This is a genomic window from Sphingobium sp. D43FB (assembly GCF_002312805.1).
Lineage (GTDB): Bacteria > Pseudomonadota > Alphaproteobacteria > Sphingomonadales > Sphingomonadaceae > Sphingobium.
Map to the genome: position 1 here is coordinate 19,233 of NZ_NMUA01000013.1, position 18,887 is coordinate 38,119.

At 59.3% G+C, this 18,887-nt stretch carries 10 protein-coding genes, 1 pseudogene and 1 other annotated feature; of the genes and pseudogenes, 4 read left to right on the forward strand and 7 right to left on the reverse strand.

The annotated features are described in order from the left end of the window. Positions 1–51: 51 nt before the first annotated feature. On the reverse strand, positions 52–825 hold the full coding sequence (locus SxD43FB_RS12550) for a hypothetical protein (RefSeq protein WP_141249508.1): 774 nt from the start codon (positions 823–825) through the stop codon (positions 52–54). A 226-nt stretch (positions 826–1,051) separates the two neighbouring features. Then, a complete protein-coding gene (locus SxD43FB_RS12555; RefSeq protein WP_096062482.1) occupies positions 1,052–4,456 on the reverse strand; it encodes a TM0106 family RecB-like putative nuclease in 3,405 nt (1,134 codons plus the stop codon). Positions 4,457–4,555: 99 nt separating this feature from the next. On the opposite strand from SxD43FB_RS12555, the gene SxD43FB_RS12560 reads away from it, so the two are divergent. Beyond that, positions 4,556–5,551, forward strand: a complete 996-nt coding sequence (locus SxD43FB_RS12560; RefSeq protein WP_096062483.1) for a WYL domain-containing protein — start codon at positions 4,556–4,558, stop codon at positions 5,549–5,551. 46 nt (positions 5,552–5,597) lie between these two features. Here SxD43FB_RS12560 and SxD43FB_RS12565 read toward each other — a convergent pair whose 3' ends face one another. From SxD43FB_RS12565 to SxD43FB_RS12585, 5 genes and pseudogenes are all read right to left on the reverse strand, one after another. Further along, positions 5,598–5,861, reverse strand: coding sequence for a DUF3892 domain-containing protein (locus SxD43FB_RS12565; RefSeq protein WP_096062559.1), 264 nt, complete (start codon positions 5,859–5,861; stop codon positions 5,598–5,600). Between the two features lie 192 nt (positions 5,862–6,053). After that, complete coding sequence (locus SxD43FB_RS12570) at positions 6,054–6,530, reverse strand: hypothetical protein (RefSeq protein ID WP_096062484.1); 477 nt, start codon at positions 6,528–6,530, stop codon at positions 6,054–6,056. Further along, a complete protein-coding gene (locus SxD43FB_RS12575; RefSeq protein WP_255245713.1) occupies positions 6,527–9,172 on the reverse strand; it encodes a UvrD-helicase domain-containing protein in 2,646 nt (881 codons plus the stop codon). Before SxD43FB_RS12575 ends, SxD43FB_RS12570 begins: the two co-directional genes overlap by 4 nt. Before the next feature lie 755 nt (positions 9,173–9,927). Continuing rightward, positions 9,928–13,254 carry a DEAD/DEAH box helicase gene (locus tag SxD43FB_RS12580; RefSeq protein WP_176482768.1) on the reverse strand — a complete coding sequence of 1,109 codons (3,327 nt, stop codon included), beginning with the start codon at positions 13,252–13,254 and terminating at the stop codon, positions 9,928–9,930. 178 nt (positions 13,255–13,432) lie between these two features. After that, positions 13,433–14,660 (reverse strand): annotated as a pseudogene (locus tag SxD43FB_RS12585) (IS3 family transposase). Further along, positions 14,265–14,379 (reverse strand) — a sequence feature (AL1L pseudoknot). It overlaps the preceding pseudogene by 115 nt. Before the next feature lie 141 nt (positions 14,661–14,801). Here SxD43FB_RS12585 and SxD43FB_RS12590 point away from each other — a divergent pair. From SxD43FB_RS12590 to SxD43FB_RS12600, 3 genes are all read left to right on the forward strand, one after another. After that, on the forward strand, positions 14,802–16,112 hold the full coding sequence (locus SxD43FB_RS12590) for a PD-(D/E)XK nuclease family protein (protein ID WP_141249509.1): 1,311 nt from the start codon (positions 14,802–14,804) through the stop codon (positions 16,110–16,112). Positions 16,113–16,321: 209 nt separating this feature from the next. After that, the gene (locus SxD43FB_RS12595) at positions 16,322–17,317 is read left to right on the forward strand and encodes an aspartate carbamoyltransferase catalytic subunit (RefSeq protein WP_096062488.1); all 996 of its coding nucleotides are present in this window, start codon (positions 16,322–16,324) and stop codon (positions 17,315–17,317) included. A gap of 133 nt (positions 17,318–17,450) precedes the next feature. Beyond that, a complete protein-coding gene (locus SxD43FB_RS12600; RefSeq protein ID WP_096062560.1) occupies positions 17,451–18,674 on the forward strand; it encodes a dihydroorotase in 1,224 nt (407 codons plus the stop codon). Positions 18,675–18,887: the final 213 nt, after the last annotated feature.

The following is an 18,887-nucleotide window of genomic DNA, read 5'->3' on the forward strand; positions in this document are numbered from 1 at the left end:
CCTTATCTGGATTAGGGGGCAAATTGGACCGCAATCTATGCGTCGTGGAGGTTAGGCGACCGAACTGCCTGTTCCTCGCCTGGTCATGAGCTTAGTATATTCAGCCTCTTCCTCAGGCGTAGGGAACGTCAATCCGTCGAGCCCGTCCACGACCGGCTGGAGCTGGTGGATAGATTGAAGATCCTCCAGGAGATGCGCCCTGCTGTAGGTATCGGGATCAAGAACGGAACCGTCGAAACGAAGGAGCTTCAGATCTTCGAGACCGTCATGACGGTTAGAATATCGGTCATATGGCCGGTCAAAGTCCTCACAGCGGCTGGGGAGCGACTTATGGGTCTCCCTGGTGCAAAACACTGTCGGTATGAGCCAGCAGTAAAGAAGGCGCTTACGTGCCTGCTCGATATCGCCATCGCGCATTGCCATCAGCACTAACGATTTGACCTGAGAAACTGGGAAGGCATGTTCGCGTTCCTTCAGGACGAGTTGACGGCCGTCGCGTTGCTCGCTGAAAAACTGAGGTCGCGCCTTGCTCGTCCAAGGCAGCAGATGTTGAGCCCGAATCAAGTCTCCAACGGCTTCTCGGCGCATCCGCTGCGCAACGCGCCCGAAGTTCGGCATTTTGTCGACCAAAAGGCTCAGGAATCGAACGTCGGCATCCAGCTTCGCGGGCAGGTAAAGGCCAGCCCAATCGGCAACTTTCACCCCGTGCCACCCCCGATCGAGCCATGCTGACCAGATTGCAAGCACATCCTTGGTGTCGGCCTTTACTTCGCCAAAACCCTCTCCATCATTGCGATGCTCTGGCCCAAAATCGTCATCGAACATATGCTCATTCCTCCACCTTTTCGCCCACACTATGTCTCTGAAATTGATAATATTTCGTGTCGGAAACCAATCTAGTCCAATAACCTGGTCTCTTTGCATTGCGCTTCATCTTGCGCGCAGCCGATGTGGTTCACATGCGATCATGCAGCCGTGGTACTATATGATGGTAACCCACATCATATAGTATCACGGCTAGGATACTCGCGTCGTCTGTAGGGTAGCTGCGTCAGGCGGCGCAACTGTCAGTTAAAATATCCAGGACGTTCTCCCGCTGCTCGTCAGCAAACTGCTTTGCCCAGCATAGCCCATCGACCAGTTCCATTTGAGCGATGGTCGAACAGGGTATCTCCAGCAGTCTTGGGTTAGCGTAGATTACCGCCAAGCACTTTGCCCTACTGATTGCGACATTCAGCCGGTTCCGACTGTAAAGGAATTCGATGTTCCTTGGCAGGTCGTCGCCAGATGACGTTGCCATGGACACCAGCACAACCGGAGCTTCTTGACCCTGAAATTTGTCGACCGTACCCACGCGCGCGCCTTCAGGTAGAACGCGTTTCAACAGCTCGACCTGCATATTGTAGGGCGAAACAACAAGGATGTCGTCTGTCCCGATCAGATGAGTTTCGCCATGCCGATCGGTCCAACGACCACCTAAGAGCGCGCGATAGGTCAGCGACAGGCGGTCGGCCTCCGGTTGAGAGCGCTGGGTACAATCGCTGTGGTGCACGTCCACGAAGCGCAGGCCCGCCGACGCGATCGCATCGGAGTCACGCGCGGGATCCACATCGAGACGCTGTCGCGCAGTGGAGGCCTCAGCTTCAAGGCGGCTTTCATAAACCGCGTCTGACACGAAACGACAGAGATCTGGATGCATGCGTCGCGTGACAGGCAGGAACACGCCCTGATCAGCAGGCACGGTAGCATGACCTTTGAGCAGATAATCAAGTGCGGACAAGCCACTATCGCCCGGATGAGTCCCCTTGATCGGCTGCGACAGCTGCATTTGGTCACCCACGAGAACAATGTTGCTTGCTGCCACCCCCATTGCAATAATATTGGCGAGGCTGACCTGACCGGCCTCGTCGATGAAGAGATAGTCGAACGCCTCGTCCAGTTCCTCGCGAGCAAACAACCATGCAGTCCCGGCTACCAGACGGTGGTGTGCTTCAACCCCGCTGCCACTGCCGCCAACAACGTCTTCAATCCAGCCGCCGGTGCCAAGGGCTTGATCTTCGCGCGTCGATTTCTTCATACCACGACATTGCAGGCCCTGAGCGATCGCCTTCGTCTCCACGTCCGAGAGCAGGTTATTGATCGCCTTGTGGGAGTTCGAGGCGATCCCAACCCGCTTGCCTGCCGCCAGCAGAGCGACGATCGCCTGTGACGACGTGTAGGTCTTGCCTGCGCCGGGCGGACCTTGGATTAGCAGGTAGCTGCTGTCGAGAGCTATCAGCGCGTCAACAGCACCGGTAGTCGCATCGACACCTTCCGCCACAATCTCCCGCCCCGGCTCGCGATCAACTAAACGCGGTCGATCCCTGCGTAGTATGGCAGTGATCGCGTTATATCGTTTACCGCCAGCAGCGATGAGCTCGGCATATCGGTAGATGGCAGCCCGGAGCACCGCGTCGCCGATTGGGCCAGTAGGGATCAGCGCTGTTCCAGGTTCGATCGGGGATCGGCTGGGACCGAGTTTCAACTCGATAATTCCCTTATCTTCGTCAAGCGAAACAATTTCGCCAGCCGGTTCCAGCGTTCCGGAGCGTAGAGGTGTGTCACCGATACGCAGCTTGAAATCTTGCGCTGGGAACGTGAACGCGTGAATGACCGAGCGCTTTTCTTTTCGAGGCGGCATCGTTGGATGAGGCATCAGGTTTGCAAGGCATTCGGCATCATTCAGCAGGGCCTCTTCGTCCATGTCTTGGCGAGCGAACATAGCCCACCAGGATGGCTTCGCCTCGCGGCGATGGAACTCCAGCAGATTTGCAAGGAGCTGTCGCCATGGTTCATCCCTACGATCCGTCAGCGCTTCGGCAAGCCTGCGGGTGCGTTCGTCAGCGTCTTGGCGCGCAGCCGTCTTGACCGGATCTGCAGGAGCGATCTGCCGCCCCTCAAACCATAGCGTTTCAGGAGGCCGCAGGGATAGCAGCCAATCGCGACACATACGCGTCGAGCGGCAATCAATCTCGTTATATTCGGCTATCTCGCGCAGAAGTTGTTCGCCACCGATCTGCCGCCACCGCTCGTAGATAATGATGCTGTCACCACCATTCTTTACCTCGCCCTGACGTCCACCAGGAAGGTAGAACGCCTCCATGTTCTTGATCGAGTAGCGCGGCTCAGACGTTCGAATGGATTCAACCACCACCCGGTAAAGATCTACCATCCGGTCACTACGCAGCAGATCGTCCACTTGGGTTTCACGCGTGCCGTGATACATCGCCAATTTTTTGAGCGCAGTCTGCTCATAGGCCGCATAATGGTAGATATGCGCATTTGGATGACGCGCGAGACGATCGATCATGAAATCGATGGTTTGCTCGAACGCAATCTTTTCGCTCGCGCGGTCATGCGCCCAAAATTCGTGGAAGCAATCTTCGTTTGCATGGTTGAAGGCTACGATGCCGAACAGATACTCCAGACCGCCATCGAAGAGGGGGTCGCCTTCCATGTCGAAGAATAAGTCACCATGATCTGGCAGAGGTAGCCTCTCGAAGCCCCGACCCGACGATGGCGGGAGAAGCTCGACCAAGCGGTCGCCCGTCTGACGTTGATGCCCTTGAAGGCGGGCCTGATTAACAAGCCTTGTCAAAGTGGCTGGCTGCATTCCAGGGACGCGGGTCTCGACGGGGGTGGCTGCAAGCTGTCCGATCTCATCAATACCCTCTGCACGCAGGGCGCTGATCTGGCCGCGTCCCATACCTGCAATGATCGAGAGATGGTCTGCCGCATCCCACTCCGCCCCGCACTTCTCGGTCCAGCGGCAAAATGTGCAGTGGCCACAGGGGTCGCCTGCCGACGTGGTAGGCGGCAAATTGACAAATGTTTCGAAGCGTCGGCGTGCAACATTGAAGTAATGGAGTACCGAAGATGTGCGAAGAGAGGTAATTTCGCCCGATCCTAACACCACATGCATCGCAGGCGGCGCGACGCCCTGCACATCGGTGAGCATGTCTGCATACACACACAGCTGGAGTACGTGTTTCGCTTTCGCCGATCGAGCAAGCTTGGTATCGGCAACATCGTATGCGTATGAACCCAACGACGATGTCGCATCGTTCCGTCTGATCAGGAAGTCAGAATAGCCATGCCAGCGGCCAACTAGAAAAGCGCCTTGGTAGATGACATCATGCCCCTTCTGCATGGCCCGTCGCGTGGCATCAGCACGCTCCTCAAGCGGGCCGGTCGACGCAATCTCAACTACAGAACGACCTTCCTCCTGTAAGCGTCGAAGGTAGGCGCGCTCATGCTCGATGCCCTTTTGCTGTAGAAGGGCAGCGTATTCGTCGTCTGACGCGGCAACCATGGGCGTGACCAAATTAGTCGTGTCCAACACCGTAGCATGCGCGCAGCCCATGAAGTTCACGAGGTCGCTTGCTGAGAAGATGGTATTGCCGCCGTAGTTCCGCATTTATCCCCCTATCACGGACTGACGTCCGCTGGACTGCATCATTCATGTCTAGCATGATGGAGCCACACGACAGATCCTGTCGCATGGGAAAGGTTTAGGATGTCCTATCGCAATGCGATCGATCTTCTGACTATCGCTGCTCATGCAGCAAGTGCGCGTGGTATCAGCCTAGACGAGATATCCGAAATTTTGGAGCGAGACTATCGGACATCGCAACGCGTCATTGCGGCACTTCGAGAACGCTTCCCTGAGTTGGATCATTTCCGCGATGAGGAATCGGGAAAGACGCGCTGGCGACTTCCTAACAAGGCCATCGCACCATTGCTCGTGCCGACAGCCGAAGAACTCGCGGCACTGACTCTAGCAGAGGAAATGCTTACAAACGGCGCTGGTGCCGATCAGGTGCAAGCATTGCGCTCGTTGCATGCGAAGATTTTAGCGCTGATCCCAAGTGAGCGTAGCCGCAAAATCGAAGCTGATGAAGAAGCCCTTTTGGTTGCTCTCGGTCATGCGACGCGCCCAGGGCCAAGGCCCGTTGGCCGCGAAACGATCGACCTGGCCATCTCAACTGCCCTCAAAGGCACATCGCGGCTGCGCATACGCTATCGCGGCTGGAAGGATGCCATCTCTCGCGAGCGAATCGTTGCGCCACACGGCTTGCTGTTGGGCGCAAGGCGGTATTTGGTCGCTGTCGATCTCGAAAAGGTCGGCGGCGGGATCCAACATTTCCGCGTCGATGCCATTGAAGAGGCTGTAGTGCTGCCAGAATCGTTTGTTCGAAGGTCGGGCTTCGACCTCGACACACACGCGGAGCGATGCTTCGGTTCCTACCAACAAGAAGATGGAATACACGACGTGGCGTGGCGTTTTGCAGCTCACGCCGCCTCGCGTGCGGAAGGCTTTCTTTTTCATCCATCCCAGATCGTTGAGCATGAGCCCGGCGGATCACTGCTTGTTAGATTTCGCGCGTCCGGCCTACTCGAAATGTGCTGGCACCTATACATGTGGGGAGACGCGGTTGAGGTGATATCTCCACCGGAGCTTATGTCGATGGTGAACGCATATCGCCGATCAGACTTTGCATCGATGCCATGACGATGTGGGGCCGGAGAGATGCCCCTCCAGACCCCTTATCCCGGCATCAGCAGTCCGGAAGGTCGTCGAGATTATTTTTCGACGTCGTGTCGCGATCGGTACGCAAATATTTTCCGGTTGATCCGTTCACCACTCGGATTTTGGTTTCCGGATAATGCGTCCAATTCACCCAATATTCGTGGGTGCCGGATTCGATATCGCTGATCGCGTCCGCCTTGACCCGCGGGGACCAGATTTCTCCAGAGTTGCAGAGCTTTGTGATGTCACCCTGCGAATTTTTGCCCGTAGCTCGGACGTATCGTTTCGCCATAATATTCTCCATCGCGTTAGCGACTCATGTTTGTCGCAAGTATCAAGATGGGATCGTGACACGACAGATCTTGTCGTAGTCACGGATGGCAATCGGAATGTTTGCTTTGTTCAGGGCATGGCTTATGGCTTAGCGGGGACTCCTGACTCCCGGATAGTTGCTATGGCGAACCTGATCGCCCGCCGAATCGAATCATTGCGCCTGCAGCACCGCCATCGCCCTTATGTCCGAGTTTTCCACCTGCCCGCGCCCACCACATAGGATGCTGGTAAGGCGGCCACCCGTGCGCTGGAGCCCGGTCCAGTTCATGATGCAGGTCCCGGCGCTGGCAGGGATTGGATTGTCGCCGCTCGCCAGGTAGATCCGCTCGACGGCCATCATCTGCATAAGGTCGGCACCGAAGCCCTGCTTTCCCTCGATGGTTCCCGCGAACCCGAGAATCCTGCCATCGTCGCCGCTCTTGTCTGTGAATTGGATAAGCACGGTTCCGCGCTCCGTGCGAGCGATGACCGCACTGTCGCAAGCGAACCGACTAGGGTCGCCATTATCGATCGTGACACCGGACTTTGGATCACAGGTGCCATTTATCACAATGGGCTCGTCGGGAGCCTGAGCATGCACAGATGAAAAAACGCATAGGGACAAGGCGATGCCGAGGATGGCCTTCATGCTTTTCGCTCCATCTGATTGGGTTGTGTTTGCTTTGAAGAGCCAGGCGCGACCGGCCGGACGTGGCCGCATTGGGGGTGGCGTCTACAGCGGATCGTCACTGCACCATCCTCCGCGGTATGCTCCACCAAGCCTCCCGTAATGCACTTCGGGCATTGCTGCAGCCTGGCACCATCGACCGTCTCGAAGCGGAGGTCGTCGCCCGCAATACCGCATAGTTCGGCTATGTAGCGGGAGGGTTGCCTGTCATTGTAGAGCAGGAATGCGCCACGGCTCGCACGCGTCAGGGCGACGTAGAAGAGGCGGCGCTCCTCAGCATATTCAAATGTCTCGGGCCTTGGAATGACGAGATTGAGAAGTTCGTCGTCCTCGATCCGGCTAGGGACACCATAGTCGCCCTCACTGACATCGAGAAGGATCGTGTAGTCCGCCTCGAGGCCCTTCGAGCGGTGGAACGACAGGCCTGACACTTCGATATTCCGGTATGAGGGCGGTTCTCCGTCGAACGGATCCAGTAGGTTGTAGCGCCACAGCACCAGAACCTTCAGCCGATCGCCCTCGTGCTTACGCCACTGCTCCGTTATTCCCTCAAGGAAGGTGTCCAGACGGTCAAGCAGCCTATGGCAGGCGCCCGCGAACTTCAACTTGGTCTTTTCCACCTTAACCGGGATCGCCCGGATCGAGCGCGGAATCGCCGGACGCGACGATTTCACTGTCTTGGTCATCTGCGCCGGATTTTTCTGAATGAAGGCGGCGGCAGTGTCGGCGAGTAACTGGTTGCACCGGTATGTGCGTTGCAGGCGGCCTTCCCACGATGCCCCGAAGTGCGTCTCGAAGTCAGTAAACAAGGTGATGTCGGATCCGGTGAAGCGATAGATGGACTGCCAGTCGTCTCCGACCGCGAAGAGCTTGGTGAAGGCGCGCTGATGCTTGAGCGCCTTGATCAGCCTAGCCCGCGGATCAGATATGTCCTGGAACTCGTCTACGAGGATCAGCGAATAGGGGGACTGATATCGGCCAGTCTCAACCAGTCTGACGGCGTCCCCGATCATCGAGTCGAAGTCGATGCGGCGCTGCTCCTCAAGCTTTCGGGTGTATGCATCCGTTATGGCCGCCACTACCCTGGCGAATCGCTCGGCGCGCTGTGGATCGTGAAGGGACTTCGCCTTTTTGAGCAGAATGTCGAGGGTCAGGTTGCTCGCGCGGATGTGCTTGATGCAGACGGCGATGATTTTGCGATAGTGATTGAGAACAACGGGATCGACAGCCTTCATTACCTCCTCCAGCGGTCGTTCCACGAGCGGCATTCCGCGACTTTCGAGTTCACCCTTCAATCGGACGAGCAGCGACCCATCGCTCGCCTGTGCCGAGGTCGTCTCGAACAAGTCCGCACCCAGTCGCGCATAGGCGGCGCGCTTCAGCCCGGCATGCTTCACATAGTCAGGAAAGGGTGAGGTTCCATCGGCATTAATGGCGAAGTGTTCGTGGATTGTGTTGGTGGCCGGGTAGTAGAAGTCCGGATCGATCCATCTGTCGCTTCCGTCCTCGTCCTGGGTCTTGGTCCGGCGCTCGTATGTGAAATCGACAGTGTTCAGCCAAAGCCAGTTGGCAATGGTCTGCTCTTCCAGTGACTTGACGTATTCGCCAGAATAGGTGCCGATCTCCTTTGGCCTTCTGCCCTTATTGTCGGCCATGTAGGCGCGATAAGATGCCTGATCCTTGAACTCGGCCGGCGGAATGTGCGCCTTTGGGTAGAGAATGAGGATTTCCACCCATAACCGGCGGAACTCCTCGTCTGTCTCGACCAGTTTTTCGATGATGCCGTTCAGGAAGCGCGCTTCGCCTGTTGCGCTCTCCACCCAGTTCACCATCTGCGGAGGTCGTCCCTCAACTTCCTTGATGATGCCGAGTCCAAGCGCGTGGAAGGTCGTGACACGGCATTTCAGGTCTTCGGCGGGGATGCCAAGCTGGCGGGCGATGCGCTCCTTCAATTCGCCCGCGGCATGCTTGCCGAAGGCGAGCACGAGAATCTCCTCCGGCTCGTGCAGCCCCTTTTCAAGGACATAGGCCACCTTACCGACCATGGTCGCCGACTTTCCTGAACCCGCCGATGCGACGAGCAGGTTGCTGTCCTCGAGCCGGATGCAGGCTTCCCGCTGTTCCTCGGATAGCGGGAAGCCGCCTAGATCATTGAAGAAGCCCTCGAAGGCCTGCATCTCATACTCAACGAAATCGTCGTTATAGCGCTGACGCTGGCTGGCGTCGGTCAGGATGCTGAACGAGGCTGGCAGGCTGGACCGCATTTCAGTGGGCATGTGGCCATAGCTGAAAAGCGGATGGGTCAAAGCCGCCGAGGCGTCCCCTGGGACCGATGCGATCGCCCGGCTGATGTCGGACTGCGCCAGATACTGTCGTCTCGCCCTGACGATGCCGGTGATGGCGTCATCGACGACCTTCAGTTTCTCCCGGTCTTTGCCGATCAGGTCTGAAAGATGGTGATTTACGAAAACGCGCAGATCTTCATGGAGGCCACGTGCGGATTCGCCGGTCAGGCCCGTAAGGGTCTCGAGGCGGTTCCTCATCCGTATCTCGACGGAATGCCACAGCAGGGCCTTGCTGACCGAAACGGCGGTGAGGTCCATGCAGGATATGTCATCCTCGCCGAGCCGTAGCCGGTCGCGACGCGAACGATCGAGCACCAGCTTCCAGTTCCTGCCCAGAAGCAGGCGAGCCCAGAGGCTCGGGCGATATGTCTGAAAACGGCTAAACATCCTGATCGATTAGACTTGCTGGACAATCAGCTTCGATGGCTTGCCCAAAGATCGGTCTCCACCGCAGCTATCGCCCATCTGCCTACACTTTATGCCGCTTGTTTCCACCACCGGTGCTGCAGTTCCGGTCGCCGTGCGACCTATGCAGACGGTTCCACTGCTGGAGAGGCAGCCGGATGATCCGCCGTAGCTTCTGCCTCCGCCGTTCCGTTTCCTTGTGAAGGACTTCCTCCGGAATTCCTTGGTACCAGAGGTTAATGAGTAAGGCCTTGGCAAGGAGAAGCGCGATGATCTGCCTGAATCCTTTCCGCAGGTCGTCTGCGGATATGATCGAACCGGACCGACATACTCGGGCGCAAGGATCCGAGCGATAACGTCAATGGTATATTCCGCTATCGGAGCAAGCGCGGCGGCTGCCGAGGCGTCATTCGGCGACCAGTGTTCCAACCGCTTCCCAATCACTCAGTTTCTTCGAGAATATTCAGATTAACAGGCAAATACCTAAAATCCTGCAAACGGGCGCGCCATCCGCAGATGTTTAGTGACCGCTTAACGGGCAATATCACGCGCCATTGCCCACCTTGCCTGCCACGCCACCTCGTTGTTCGATAGTGGCGAGTCACGCGTTACCCAAGCAGGTATGCGATGTCGGCCTCGGTCAGCTTGGCCCGGATTGCACTGTCACCCTCCCAGAGCATAGCGGCAAGCGCTCGTTTTTTCTCCTGAAGGCCGAGTATCTTCTCCTCGATTGTGCCTTTGGCGATGAGGCGGTGGACAAAGACGGGCCTAGTTTGGCCAATCCGGTGCGCACGGTCGATGGCCTGCGCTTCGACCGCTGGATTCCACCAGGGATCGTACAAGATCACTGTGTCAGCAGCGGTAAGGTTCAGACCGGTTCCCCCAGCCTTGAGGCTTATGAGGATGACGTGAGCTTCGCCGGCCTGAAATTTGCGCACAGGGGTGTTGCGATCCTGCGTCGCACCGCGGATTTCAACATAAGTTATGGCCAGCGCGTCGAGTTCGGGCTTGATCAGGTCGAGCATGGACGTGAACTGGCTGAACAGGATGATCCGTCGCCCTTCGCGCAGCAGTTCCGGCAGCATCTCCATCAGCCTGGCGAGCTTTGCCGAGCCGACGGCCTTCTCCATGCCGTTGCCGTTCGTTTGCGGTAGAAGGCGCGGATCGCAGCACAGTTGCCGCAGCTTGAGCAAGGCATCGAGGAAGACGATCTGCGAGCGCAACAGACCGACGCGGGCAATCTCGTCGCGCACCCGCTTGTGCATAAGCAGGCGCAAACTTTCGTAAGCGGCCAGCTGGTTCTTTTCGAGGTCGACCCAATCTTGAATTTCCGTCTTGTCGGGCAGGTCGCCAGCAACTTCATCTTTGGTCCGGCGCAGCATGAAGGGCCGAAGGCGGCGTCGGAGCATTGCTTTGGCGGTAGGATTATCATCTCGGGAGATCGGACGGTCGAGCACCCGTTTGAACTGGTCAAGTGAGCCGAGCAAGCCAGGCGTGACCAGGTCGGTCAAGCTCCACAGGTCGGTCAGCTGGTTTTCTACTGGTGTGCCCGACAAGGCGATAATCTGTCCTGCTTTCAGCGCCTTTGCCGCCTTGAAGCCAGCTGTTTTGGGGTTCTTGAGCGTCTGGGCTTCATCAAACAGGATGAGTGACAACGTTTGGGCGGCAAACTGCGCGGTGTCGCGCACCAACAGGGGGTAACTCGAAACGATGATGTCGGCGTCACCGAACTGGTCATGCAGGTTGTGCCGGTCATTGCCGTGCCAGAGAACGCTGCGCAGTTCGGGAACAAAGCGGGCAATTTCTGCCTGCCAGTTGGGCAGCACCGAGGTCGGGCAGATGATCAGCGCGGGGTCCCCCAGCTTTCCCGCGGCTTTCAGCGTAGCGATGTGCGCCAGGGCCTGGACAGTCTTGCCAAGCCCCATGTCGTCCGCCAGCACGCCGCCAAATCCAGCGCTGTGGAGCACTTGCAGCCAGTCCAGACCGTGCTGCTGATAGGGGCGGAGCTCTGCTTTAAAGCTCGTCGGCGTTACGGTCGGCTGCAGATCGATGCGGGCAAGGGCGCGGGCAAGTTTGCGCAAGTCATCACTGCCGCGCCAGCCAATGCGGCCTGCGCTCGCCGCTTCGAGATCGGCCAGCACGGCGATATCGCTACGCGGAAGGCGCAATTTTCCTGATGCCTCACGATCGTGGAGGGCAAGCTCGAGCAGCATCGCCAGCACCGGCCTGATCTGTTCGATAGGCAATTGCACCAGCTTACCCGGACGGATCGCGATGGTGATACTGTCCCCAGTCTGGTCCAGCAATTGCGGGCCGAAGTGCGCCAATAGCTGTCGCAATATGGGCAGGATGTCGACGACTTGCCCATCAATCCGGGCACCAAGGCTGATATCGAACCAATCCATGCCCGATGTCGTGACATCGAACTGCACATCCTCACCGCCGACCTCGGTGATGGTGAGCTGCCACCTGGGGCCATATTCGATGCGCCAGCCGTCGGTGCGCAACTTTGGCAGCGCGGTGTGCATGAACAGCGCGAAATCGGTGGCTTTGGCCAACGCGACCGGGGCAAAATCCCATTGCAGCGCAGGTTTGGTTTTCAGCTCTGGAAAGCCATCCAACGGGATGAGGCCATGCACAAGCATCTGGTCGAGCGCCCGGGTTTCTGCCGCAAGGTCGCGTCTGAAACGGATAAAGCCCGCATCGCTGTTGGTTATGATCTCTGCTGCATTTGCGTTCGGCGTCACGCGGTATCCCGTATAATCAAAGCTGATCCGCGCGCAGGCCATATCAGCCTTGTACGTGGACGATGCCTGATAGCCGCGCCGACGCGGCATGATGGCATCAACCTTGTCTTGAACGAAGGTCAGCACCGGGACCGGGTGTATAGCGCCCAAGTCCTTGAGGCCCGTGAGCGTTGGTGCGGGTACGTCAGCGCCAGCGATGTCTTCCCAATGGATTGCTAATTGCGCTACGGCATCGGGCGGCACCGGGGGCATCAGCAACACGCGCTGGGCCAGCGCTGGATCGGTGATGCCGGTCACGCGGTGCACCGTTCCGGTGGCGTCGTCGATAATGACGGGTGGTGCGTTTGCGAAAAGCAGTTGCCCCTCGGCCAAGCCCTCCAGCGATGGGCGTTGTTCGCCGTTTGTAAGGCTCTTCCAGCACCATCTCGCCGTTTGATCTTCGCCCCAATGCAGGGTTGGCCCATCGGCCTTTCGCCAGCGTGCCCGGCCGGTCGCGATCGCCTTTTCGACCAAATCGCTTCCCGCCAGCCCTTTGGGCGAGGTGTGCGTGTCGAGATCGCCGGTATAAGGATCCATCCGGCGCACCAGCCATTGATCGACCGGATCCAGTGGCATCTGGCTGCTGCGCAACTGATAGGCATTGGGTTTCTGCCATCCGGTCTGGCCGCTGCCGCTCTGCCCCATTATCCAGGCCGCAATGGCCAGGCGCTGCGGCAGAATCTGTCCCGATATTGGCAACGCCTTGCCCTTGCGGCTCTTGCCGTCGTGCAGGGCGCGTGGCGAAAAGACGTAGGCCAGATCCACAGTGCCGCGTGCGCGCACGGTTGCTTCGGCCTGGGTTTCGCTCAACCATTGCTGCAAGGGCGCGGGCAGTGGAAGCGGCTTTGAAGCCGCGTTCGGCACTATGCGATGCTGCACCGCACCCGATGGTCCGTCAGCGTCTGATGCAGCGCGTGCTTGTGCGGCAAACAGCACGGCGGCACCATGCTTGCAATCGAAGCCGACCGGGCAGGTGCATTCGATCAAGGGTTCTTCGTCTTCGCCATCCAGATCAGTGAAGGCAATCGTAACCTCATACGGGTGTCTGGCACTGCCTTTGACGGCGGCGATGATCAGCGCCATGTCCGTGTCAATCGCAAGGTCGCTCACCCGGCCTTGCTGCCAGTAGGCATAGCCCGCCGTGACCATATTCTTGGTCTGGACGGCGTTTGCGATCAGTGTCGAGGTTATCGGCGGTATCATCGCCCACAGCATTGCCGATGATGTCGGGTCTGATCAAGGGACCGCGCATCCGGCAGGAGGCGCTATATGGCCACGACATATGGGGTGAACCGCCCCGGCTTTCCCGGAGGCATTTTCAATTCAGTCATGCGACCATATCGAGGTTCTCAATGGCCGCATAGTAGTTGGCTTCGGCTTCGGCGGGCGGGATTTGCCCGATGGGGCCGAATAGGCGGTGATTGTTGAACCAGTCGACCCATCGCAGCGTGGCCATTTCCACGGCTGATACGCCCGGCCACGAGCGCTGCCGCCAGATGACCTCCGCCTGGTAGAGGCCGTTGATCGTCTCGGCCAAGGCGTTGTCATAACTGTCGCCGACACTGCCGACCGAGGGCACCAGATTGGCCTCGGCAAGGCGCTGGGTGTAGTTCATGGGCAAGTATTGAACGCCCCTGTCGCTATGGTGGATCAGGTCGTCCTCGGCACTTGGTCTGCGGGCACGGATGGCTTGCTCCATGGCATCCAGCACGAAGCCTGCCGTGGCGCTGGTGCCGACCCTCCAGCCCACGATCCGCCGGGCGAAGGCATCGATCACGAACGTGACATAGACGAACCCCGCCCAGATATGGACATAGGTGAAGTCGACCACCCACAGCGCATTGGGCCGGCTAACGCGGAACTCGCGGTTGACCTTGTCCAGCGGGCATGGAGCCTTCGGGTTACTGATGGTCGTCACCGTCGTCTTGCCCCGGCGCACGCCAGCCAGTCCCATGGCGCGCATCAACCGCTCCACGGTGCACTTGGCAACGTTGATCCCTACGCGGCGCATCTGGTGCCAGACCTTGCGGGACTATAGAGGCCAAACCTGTTCTCGTCGATGCGCTTGATCGCCTCGCGCTTCTCGTCGTCGCGCCGAGATCGGGCCGGACGCCTGCCGGGATCGGCAAGGCGGGCAGCGTGTTCGTGGTAGGAAGACGGGGCGACCGCCAGTTCGCGGCAGATCGGCTCGATACCCAGTTCTTCCCGGTGAGCGTCGATGAACAACATCACCATTTGCCGTGGCGGTCGAGTTCCGCCTGCGCAAAATATGCCGATGCCTTGCGCAGGATCTTGTTCGCCCGGCGAAGCTCCTTGACCTCGCGCTCCAGCGCCTTGAACCGATCACGATCACTGAGGGCCTGCAACGCTGGCCCCGCTCGTCGGCTTGCCTGCGCACGGCACCAGCGGCGCAGCGTCTCGGTCGTGCAGCCGACCTTCCCGGCAATCGACGTCAGCGCCGCCCATTTCGACGGATAATCTCCGCGGTGCTCTTCCACCATCCGAACCGCACGATCACGAAACTCAGGCGAGAACTTGTTCCTTGTATTGCTCATCGTGGCTCCTTCTCACAGATAGGAGCCTCCGGGAAAGCCGGGGCGGTTCACTGGCGGGATCGCGACGGCTTTGGAGAAAGTTAAGCTAGGCTAAAGCATTTGTTCCTAGTCCCCGCGCTAGCGAGGAGCGAAGGAGCCTGTATGCCGGACTATATTGAAGCCTACACACATAATCAGGTTGCAGTAGATTTCTTGCTCGATGGGTTTAGCGATAAGCTGGGCGACAATCGCCTGGGGGATGACCTGCCCACGCTCGTTGAAGCTGAAGATTTTCAGCGTCTCTCGCGGACCCTTCAATCATTCAATGCCTTCTACGCCATGGGGCGCCTGTCGAACGAAATCCGTCACAGCAATTACATCGCCTTTCTCCTCTCGCCGACCGAAAACCACGAATTTGGGGCACGTCTCCTACACCGGCTGTTTCCAGTATTTGCAGGAACGGGGCCAGATGATGCCTCGGATGTCGCTGACATCGTGGTAATGCGCGAATATGACGTCGTAGATGAGGAGACCCGCGACAATATCGGGCGCCTGGATCTGCTGGCATATGACCGACGCAAATGTAGGGTTGGCGTTGTTGAGGTGAAGGTAGGGTCAAAACTAGGCCCGCAGCAGCTCGAACGCTATCGGGGGTGGGTTGATCGCTATTTTTGTGCGGCCGACGATGACATCTGCTGGGACGGCAATCTAATATATCTAACGCCATCACATGGATTGTCAGAAGCCGCTCCAATCATTCCCTATCGCATCGATACTGTGTCCACGCGTGACGTGGCGGAAGATCAATATTGGACTGCGCGCAGTTTTGGAGACATCTCAGCGATATTTGACGCTTTCTTGGATGAGGAGAGGGAAGCGGGACGGAATAATCCAGCGCTCGATTCTCTGGAGCAATATATCATCTATCTGGGCCACCACATTTGCCCCCGCGAGGGATGCCTCGCCCCTATGGCCCGAACTATTGCGGAGGTGCACGGCCCAGCGCTTCGGCGCCTGCGCGAGGCAAGGCGTGATCTGCGTGAACAGGCTGTATGTGCATTGACCTCGCACTTTGCGGCCATTGGCCTTCAATTGAAGCCCAAAAGGGGCGGTCATTTCTTGAGTGAGAGGAAATCGGTCGTCGATCTTGTCCCAATAGAGGCAGCTTTCGGCTGGCAGGACGACGTCTTTGATGACCTTCGTTTCAGCTTCAATCTCTTCGATGCCATCCCCTGCATCACCGTCGAAACTCGGACAAACGACAACGAGCGTTGTCGTAAGTGGCGTGAAATACTGAACTATAAGGTCACGGATCGAAAGCCGGGAAAACGCGTACTCACGTGGAAATTTGCCCTGCCTAGCCCGATCAATCCTTACCCTGTGACCAGCGAAAATATTGGAGGATTGGTGACACATGTGGCGTTACGGATCGCACAAGTTGATGCAGCTTTCTTGAGAAAATTAAAGGCCTAAAGCGGAGAGCCTTAATAGTTGACGATTTGGTCCAATCGTCTGCTACAAAGCTTGCCTTGTTGGCACTGTTTGATTGTCCAGATTTCGCAGTTTTGCTGGGGATGGAAAACTCGGTTGCGGCTCCTGCCGCCCCAGCCAATCCTTCTTCTCCACGCTATCCCGCCGCGCGCCAGCTTGCCCTTCGCGTCCCGCTGTCCTAAAGCGCGGCCATGCCCGACATCACCGCCGCGCCGCTTTCGTCTGACCTCACCGGTCGGGCGCTGTTTCCGCATCGGCATTTGCTGTCGATCGCTGACTTGAAGCCTTGGGAAATTCGTTTCCTGCTGGACGAAGCGGAGCAATGGGCGACGGCCAATCGCGGCAAGGCGCGCAAGCATGATGATCGGCTGGCGGGCATGACCCAGATCAACGCTTTCTTCGAAAACAGCACGCGCACCCTTTTGTCGTTTGAGATTGCGGGCAAGCGGCTGGGGGCGGATGTCGTCAACATGCATGCGGGCCAATCGAGCGTGAAGAAGGGCGAAACGCTGATCGACACGGCGATGACGCTCAACGCCATGGCCGCCGATGTGTTGGTCATCCGGCACGCCAGTTCGGGTGCGGTCGCGCTGATCGCGGACAAGGTGGACTGCGCGGTGTTGAACGCGGGCGATGGCTGGCACCAGCATCCCACGCAAGCGCTGCTCGACGCGCTCACCATCCGGCGGCGCAAGGGCGGGTTCGAGGGGCTGATCGTCGCCATTTGCGGCGATGTGCTGCACAGCCGCGTGGCGCGATCGAACATGCTCTGCCTCGCCGCATTGGGCGCGCAGGTGCGCGCGGTCGCCCCGCCCACGCTGATGCCGCCTGAAGTCGAGATGCTGGGGGCGACCCCTTACACCCGGCTGGACGAAGGGCTGGAGGGTGCGGACGTGGTGATGATGCTGCGGCTGCAGAATGAGCGGATGGACGGCGCCTTCATTCCCTCGGCGCGCGAATATCATATGCTCTATGGGCTGACACCCGAACGGCTGGCGATCGCCAAGCCCGACGCCATCGTCATGCATCCGGGGCCGATGAACCGGGGCGTGGAGATCACCAGCAGCGTTGCCGACGATCCCGATCGGTCGGCGATCACCGAGCAGGTCGAGATGGGCGTCGCCATCCGCATGGCGTGCCTGGACGTGCTGACGCGCCGGGCGCGCGGCGTGGCGGGATGGGCATGATGATTAGGCTTTTTCTGTCTGTCATCCCCGCGAAGGCGGGGACCCATCTCCCGGCCTTGCACCGAGGGAAAGCGTCGGAGATGGATTCCCGCCTGCGCGGGAATGACGAACTTTTATGTTGGATGCGCCGCGCATGACCAAGATCGCCATCATCAACGGCCGCCTTGCCGATCCCGCAGGTGACGCGCTCGTCCCCGGCACGATCCTGATCGAGGGCGACCGCATCGTCGCGTCCGGTGACGTCACGCTGCCCGACGACGCGCAACGGATCGACGCGGCGGGGCTGGTCGTCGCGCCGGGCCTCGTCGACCTGGGCGTCTTCGCCACCGACAAGCCCGCCTTCCATTTTGGCGGCATCACTCGCGCGGCGCTGATGCCCGACCAATCCTCGCTGCTCGATGATGCCGCGCTGATCCGGCAGGCGACGCGCGCGGGCAAGCCCGATTTCTGGGTCCACCCCATCGCCGCGGCCACGCGCGGCCTTGCGGGCACCGAACTGGCCGAGATCGGCATGATGCAGGCGGCGGGTGCCAAGGCGGTCGGCACGGGTCGCCAGTGGATCGCCGATTCGGGCGTAATGCTGCGCGTCCTGTCCTATGCGTCGGGGCTGGGCCTCACCGTCATATCCCATGCCGAAGATAGCGGGCTTACCGCGCGCGCGGTCGCGACCAGCGGCGAAACCGCCACGCGCCTGGGCCTCCCCCATGCCCCCGCCTGCGCCGAAGCGATGGCGATCGCGCGGGACGTGCTGCTCGCGCGCCAAACCGGCGCGGCGATCCATTTCCGGCTGGTGACGACCAAGGCGGGCTTCGACCTCATCCGCGCGGCCAAGGCGGAAGGGCTGCGCGTCACTTGCGGCATCAGCCCCGCCTATCTGTTTCTTGCCGACAATGCCGTCACCGATTTCCGCACCTTCGCCCGCCTTTCCCCCCCGCTCCGTTCGGAGGATGACCGCAAGGCGTCGATCGCGGCGGTGGCCGATGGCACGGTCGACGTCATCACCTCCAGCCACGATCCACGCGGGGCGGAGGACAAGCGCCTTCCCTTCGCCGACGCCGCGCCCGGCATGGCCGGGGCCGAGACGCTGCTCGCGCTTTCGCTCAATCTGGTGCGCGAGGGGCATGTGAGCATCAACCGGCTGATGACCTTGCTCTGCGCCAATCCGGCGCGGATATTGGGCGTCGATGCCGGCCATTTCGCGCCGGGCAGCGCCGCCGACCTCATTTTCATCGATCCCGATGCGCCCTGGATCGTGGATTCGGCCAGGATGGCGGCGGCGGCGGGCAACACCCCGTTCGACCGCATGCCGGTACAGGGCCGCGCGCGCCGGATTATGAAGGGCGGCGTGTTTCTGTAGGGATGGGATTGAAGGGAGGCTTTTGCGGCCGAACCAAGACGCTAAAAACATACGATAGAGTCGCGGGACAGACAAAGCGCAACGCCCGCGTTGCTTCAAAATCCTCCCCTGTAAGGGGAGGGGGACCACGAAGTGGTGGAGGGGTGTCACCCCATCGATAGCGTGACACCCCTCCGTCAGGGCTGCGCCCTGCCACCTCCCCTACTAGGGGAG

Bases quoted from the DNA above. Each gene is read 5' to 3' on its own strand.
- SxD43FB_RS12555 (WP_096062482.1), bottom strand. From the start codon at position 4,456: ATGCGGAACTACGGCGGCAATACCATCTTCTCAGCAAGCGACCTCGTG.
- SxD43FB_RS12580 (WP_176482768.1), bottom strand. From the start codon at position 13,254: ATGGTCACGGCGGGCTATGCCTACTGGCAGCAAGGCCGGGTGAGCGAC.
- SxD43FB_RS12570 (WP_096062484.1), bottom strand. From the start codon at position 6,530: ATGAAGGCCATCCTCGGCATCGCCTTGTCCCTATGCGTTTTTTCATCT.
- SxD43FB_RS12550 (WP_141249508.1), bottom strand. From the start codon at position 825: ATGTTCGATGACGATTTTGGGCCAGAGCATCGCAATGATGGAGAGGGT.
- SxD43FB_RS12560 (WP_096062483.1), top strand. From the start codon at position 4,556: ATGTCCTATCGCAATGCGATCGATCTTCTGACTATCGCTGCTCATGCA.
- SxD43FB_RS12590 (WP_141249509.1), top strand. From the start codon at position 14,802: ATGCCGGACTATATTGAAGCCTACACACATAATCAGGTTGCAGTAGAT.
- SxD43FB_RS12565 (WP_096062559.1), bottom strand. From the start codon at position 5,861: ATGGCGAAACGATACGTCCGAGCTACGGGCAAAAATTCGCAGGGTGAC.
- SxD43FB_RS12595 (WP_096062488.1), top strand. From the start codon at position 16,322: ATGCCCGACATCACCGCCGCGCCGCTTTCGTCTGACCTCACCGGTCGG.
- SxD43FB_RS12575 (WP_255245713.1), bottom strand. From the start codon at position 9,172: ATGGACCTCACCGCCGTTTCGGTCAGCAAGGCCCTGCTGTGGCATTCC.
- SxD43FB_RS12600 (WP_096062560.1), top strand. From the start codon at position 17,451: ATGACCAAGATCGCCATCATCAACGGCCGCCTTGCCGATCCCGCAGGT.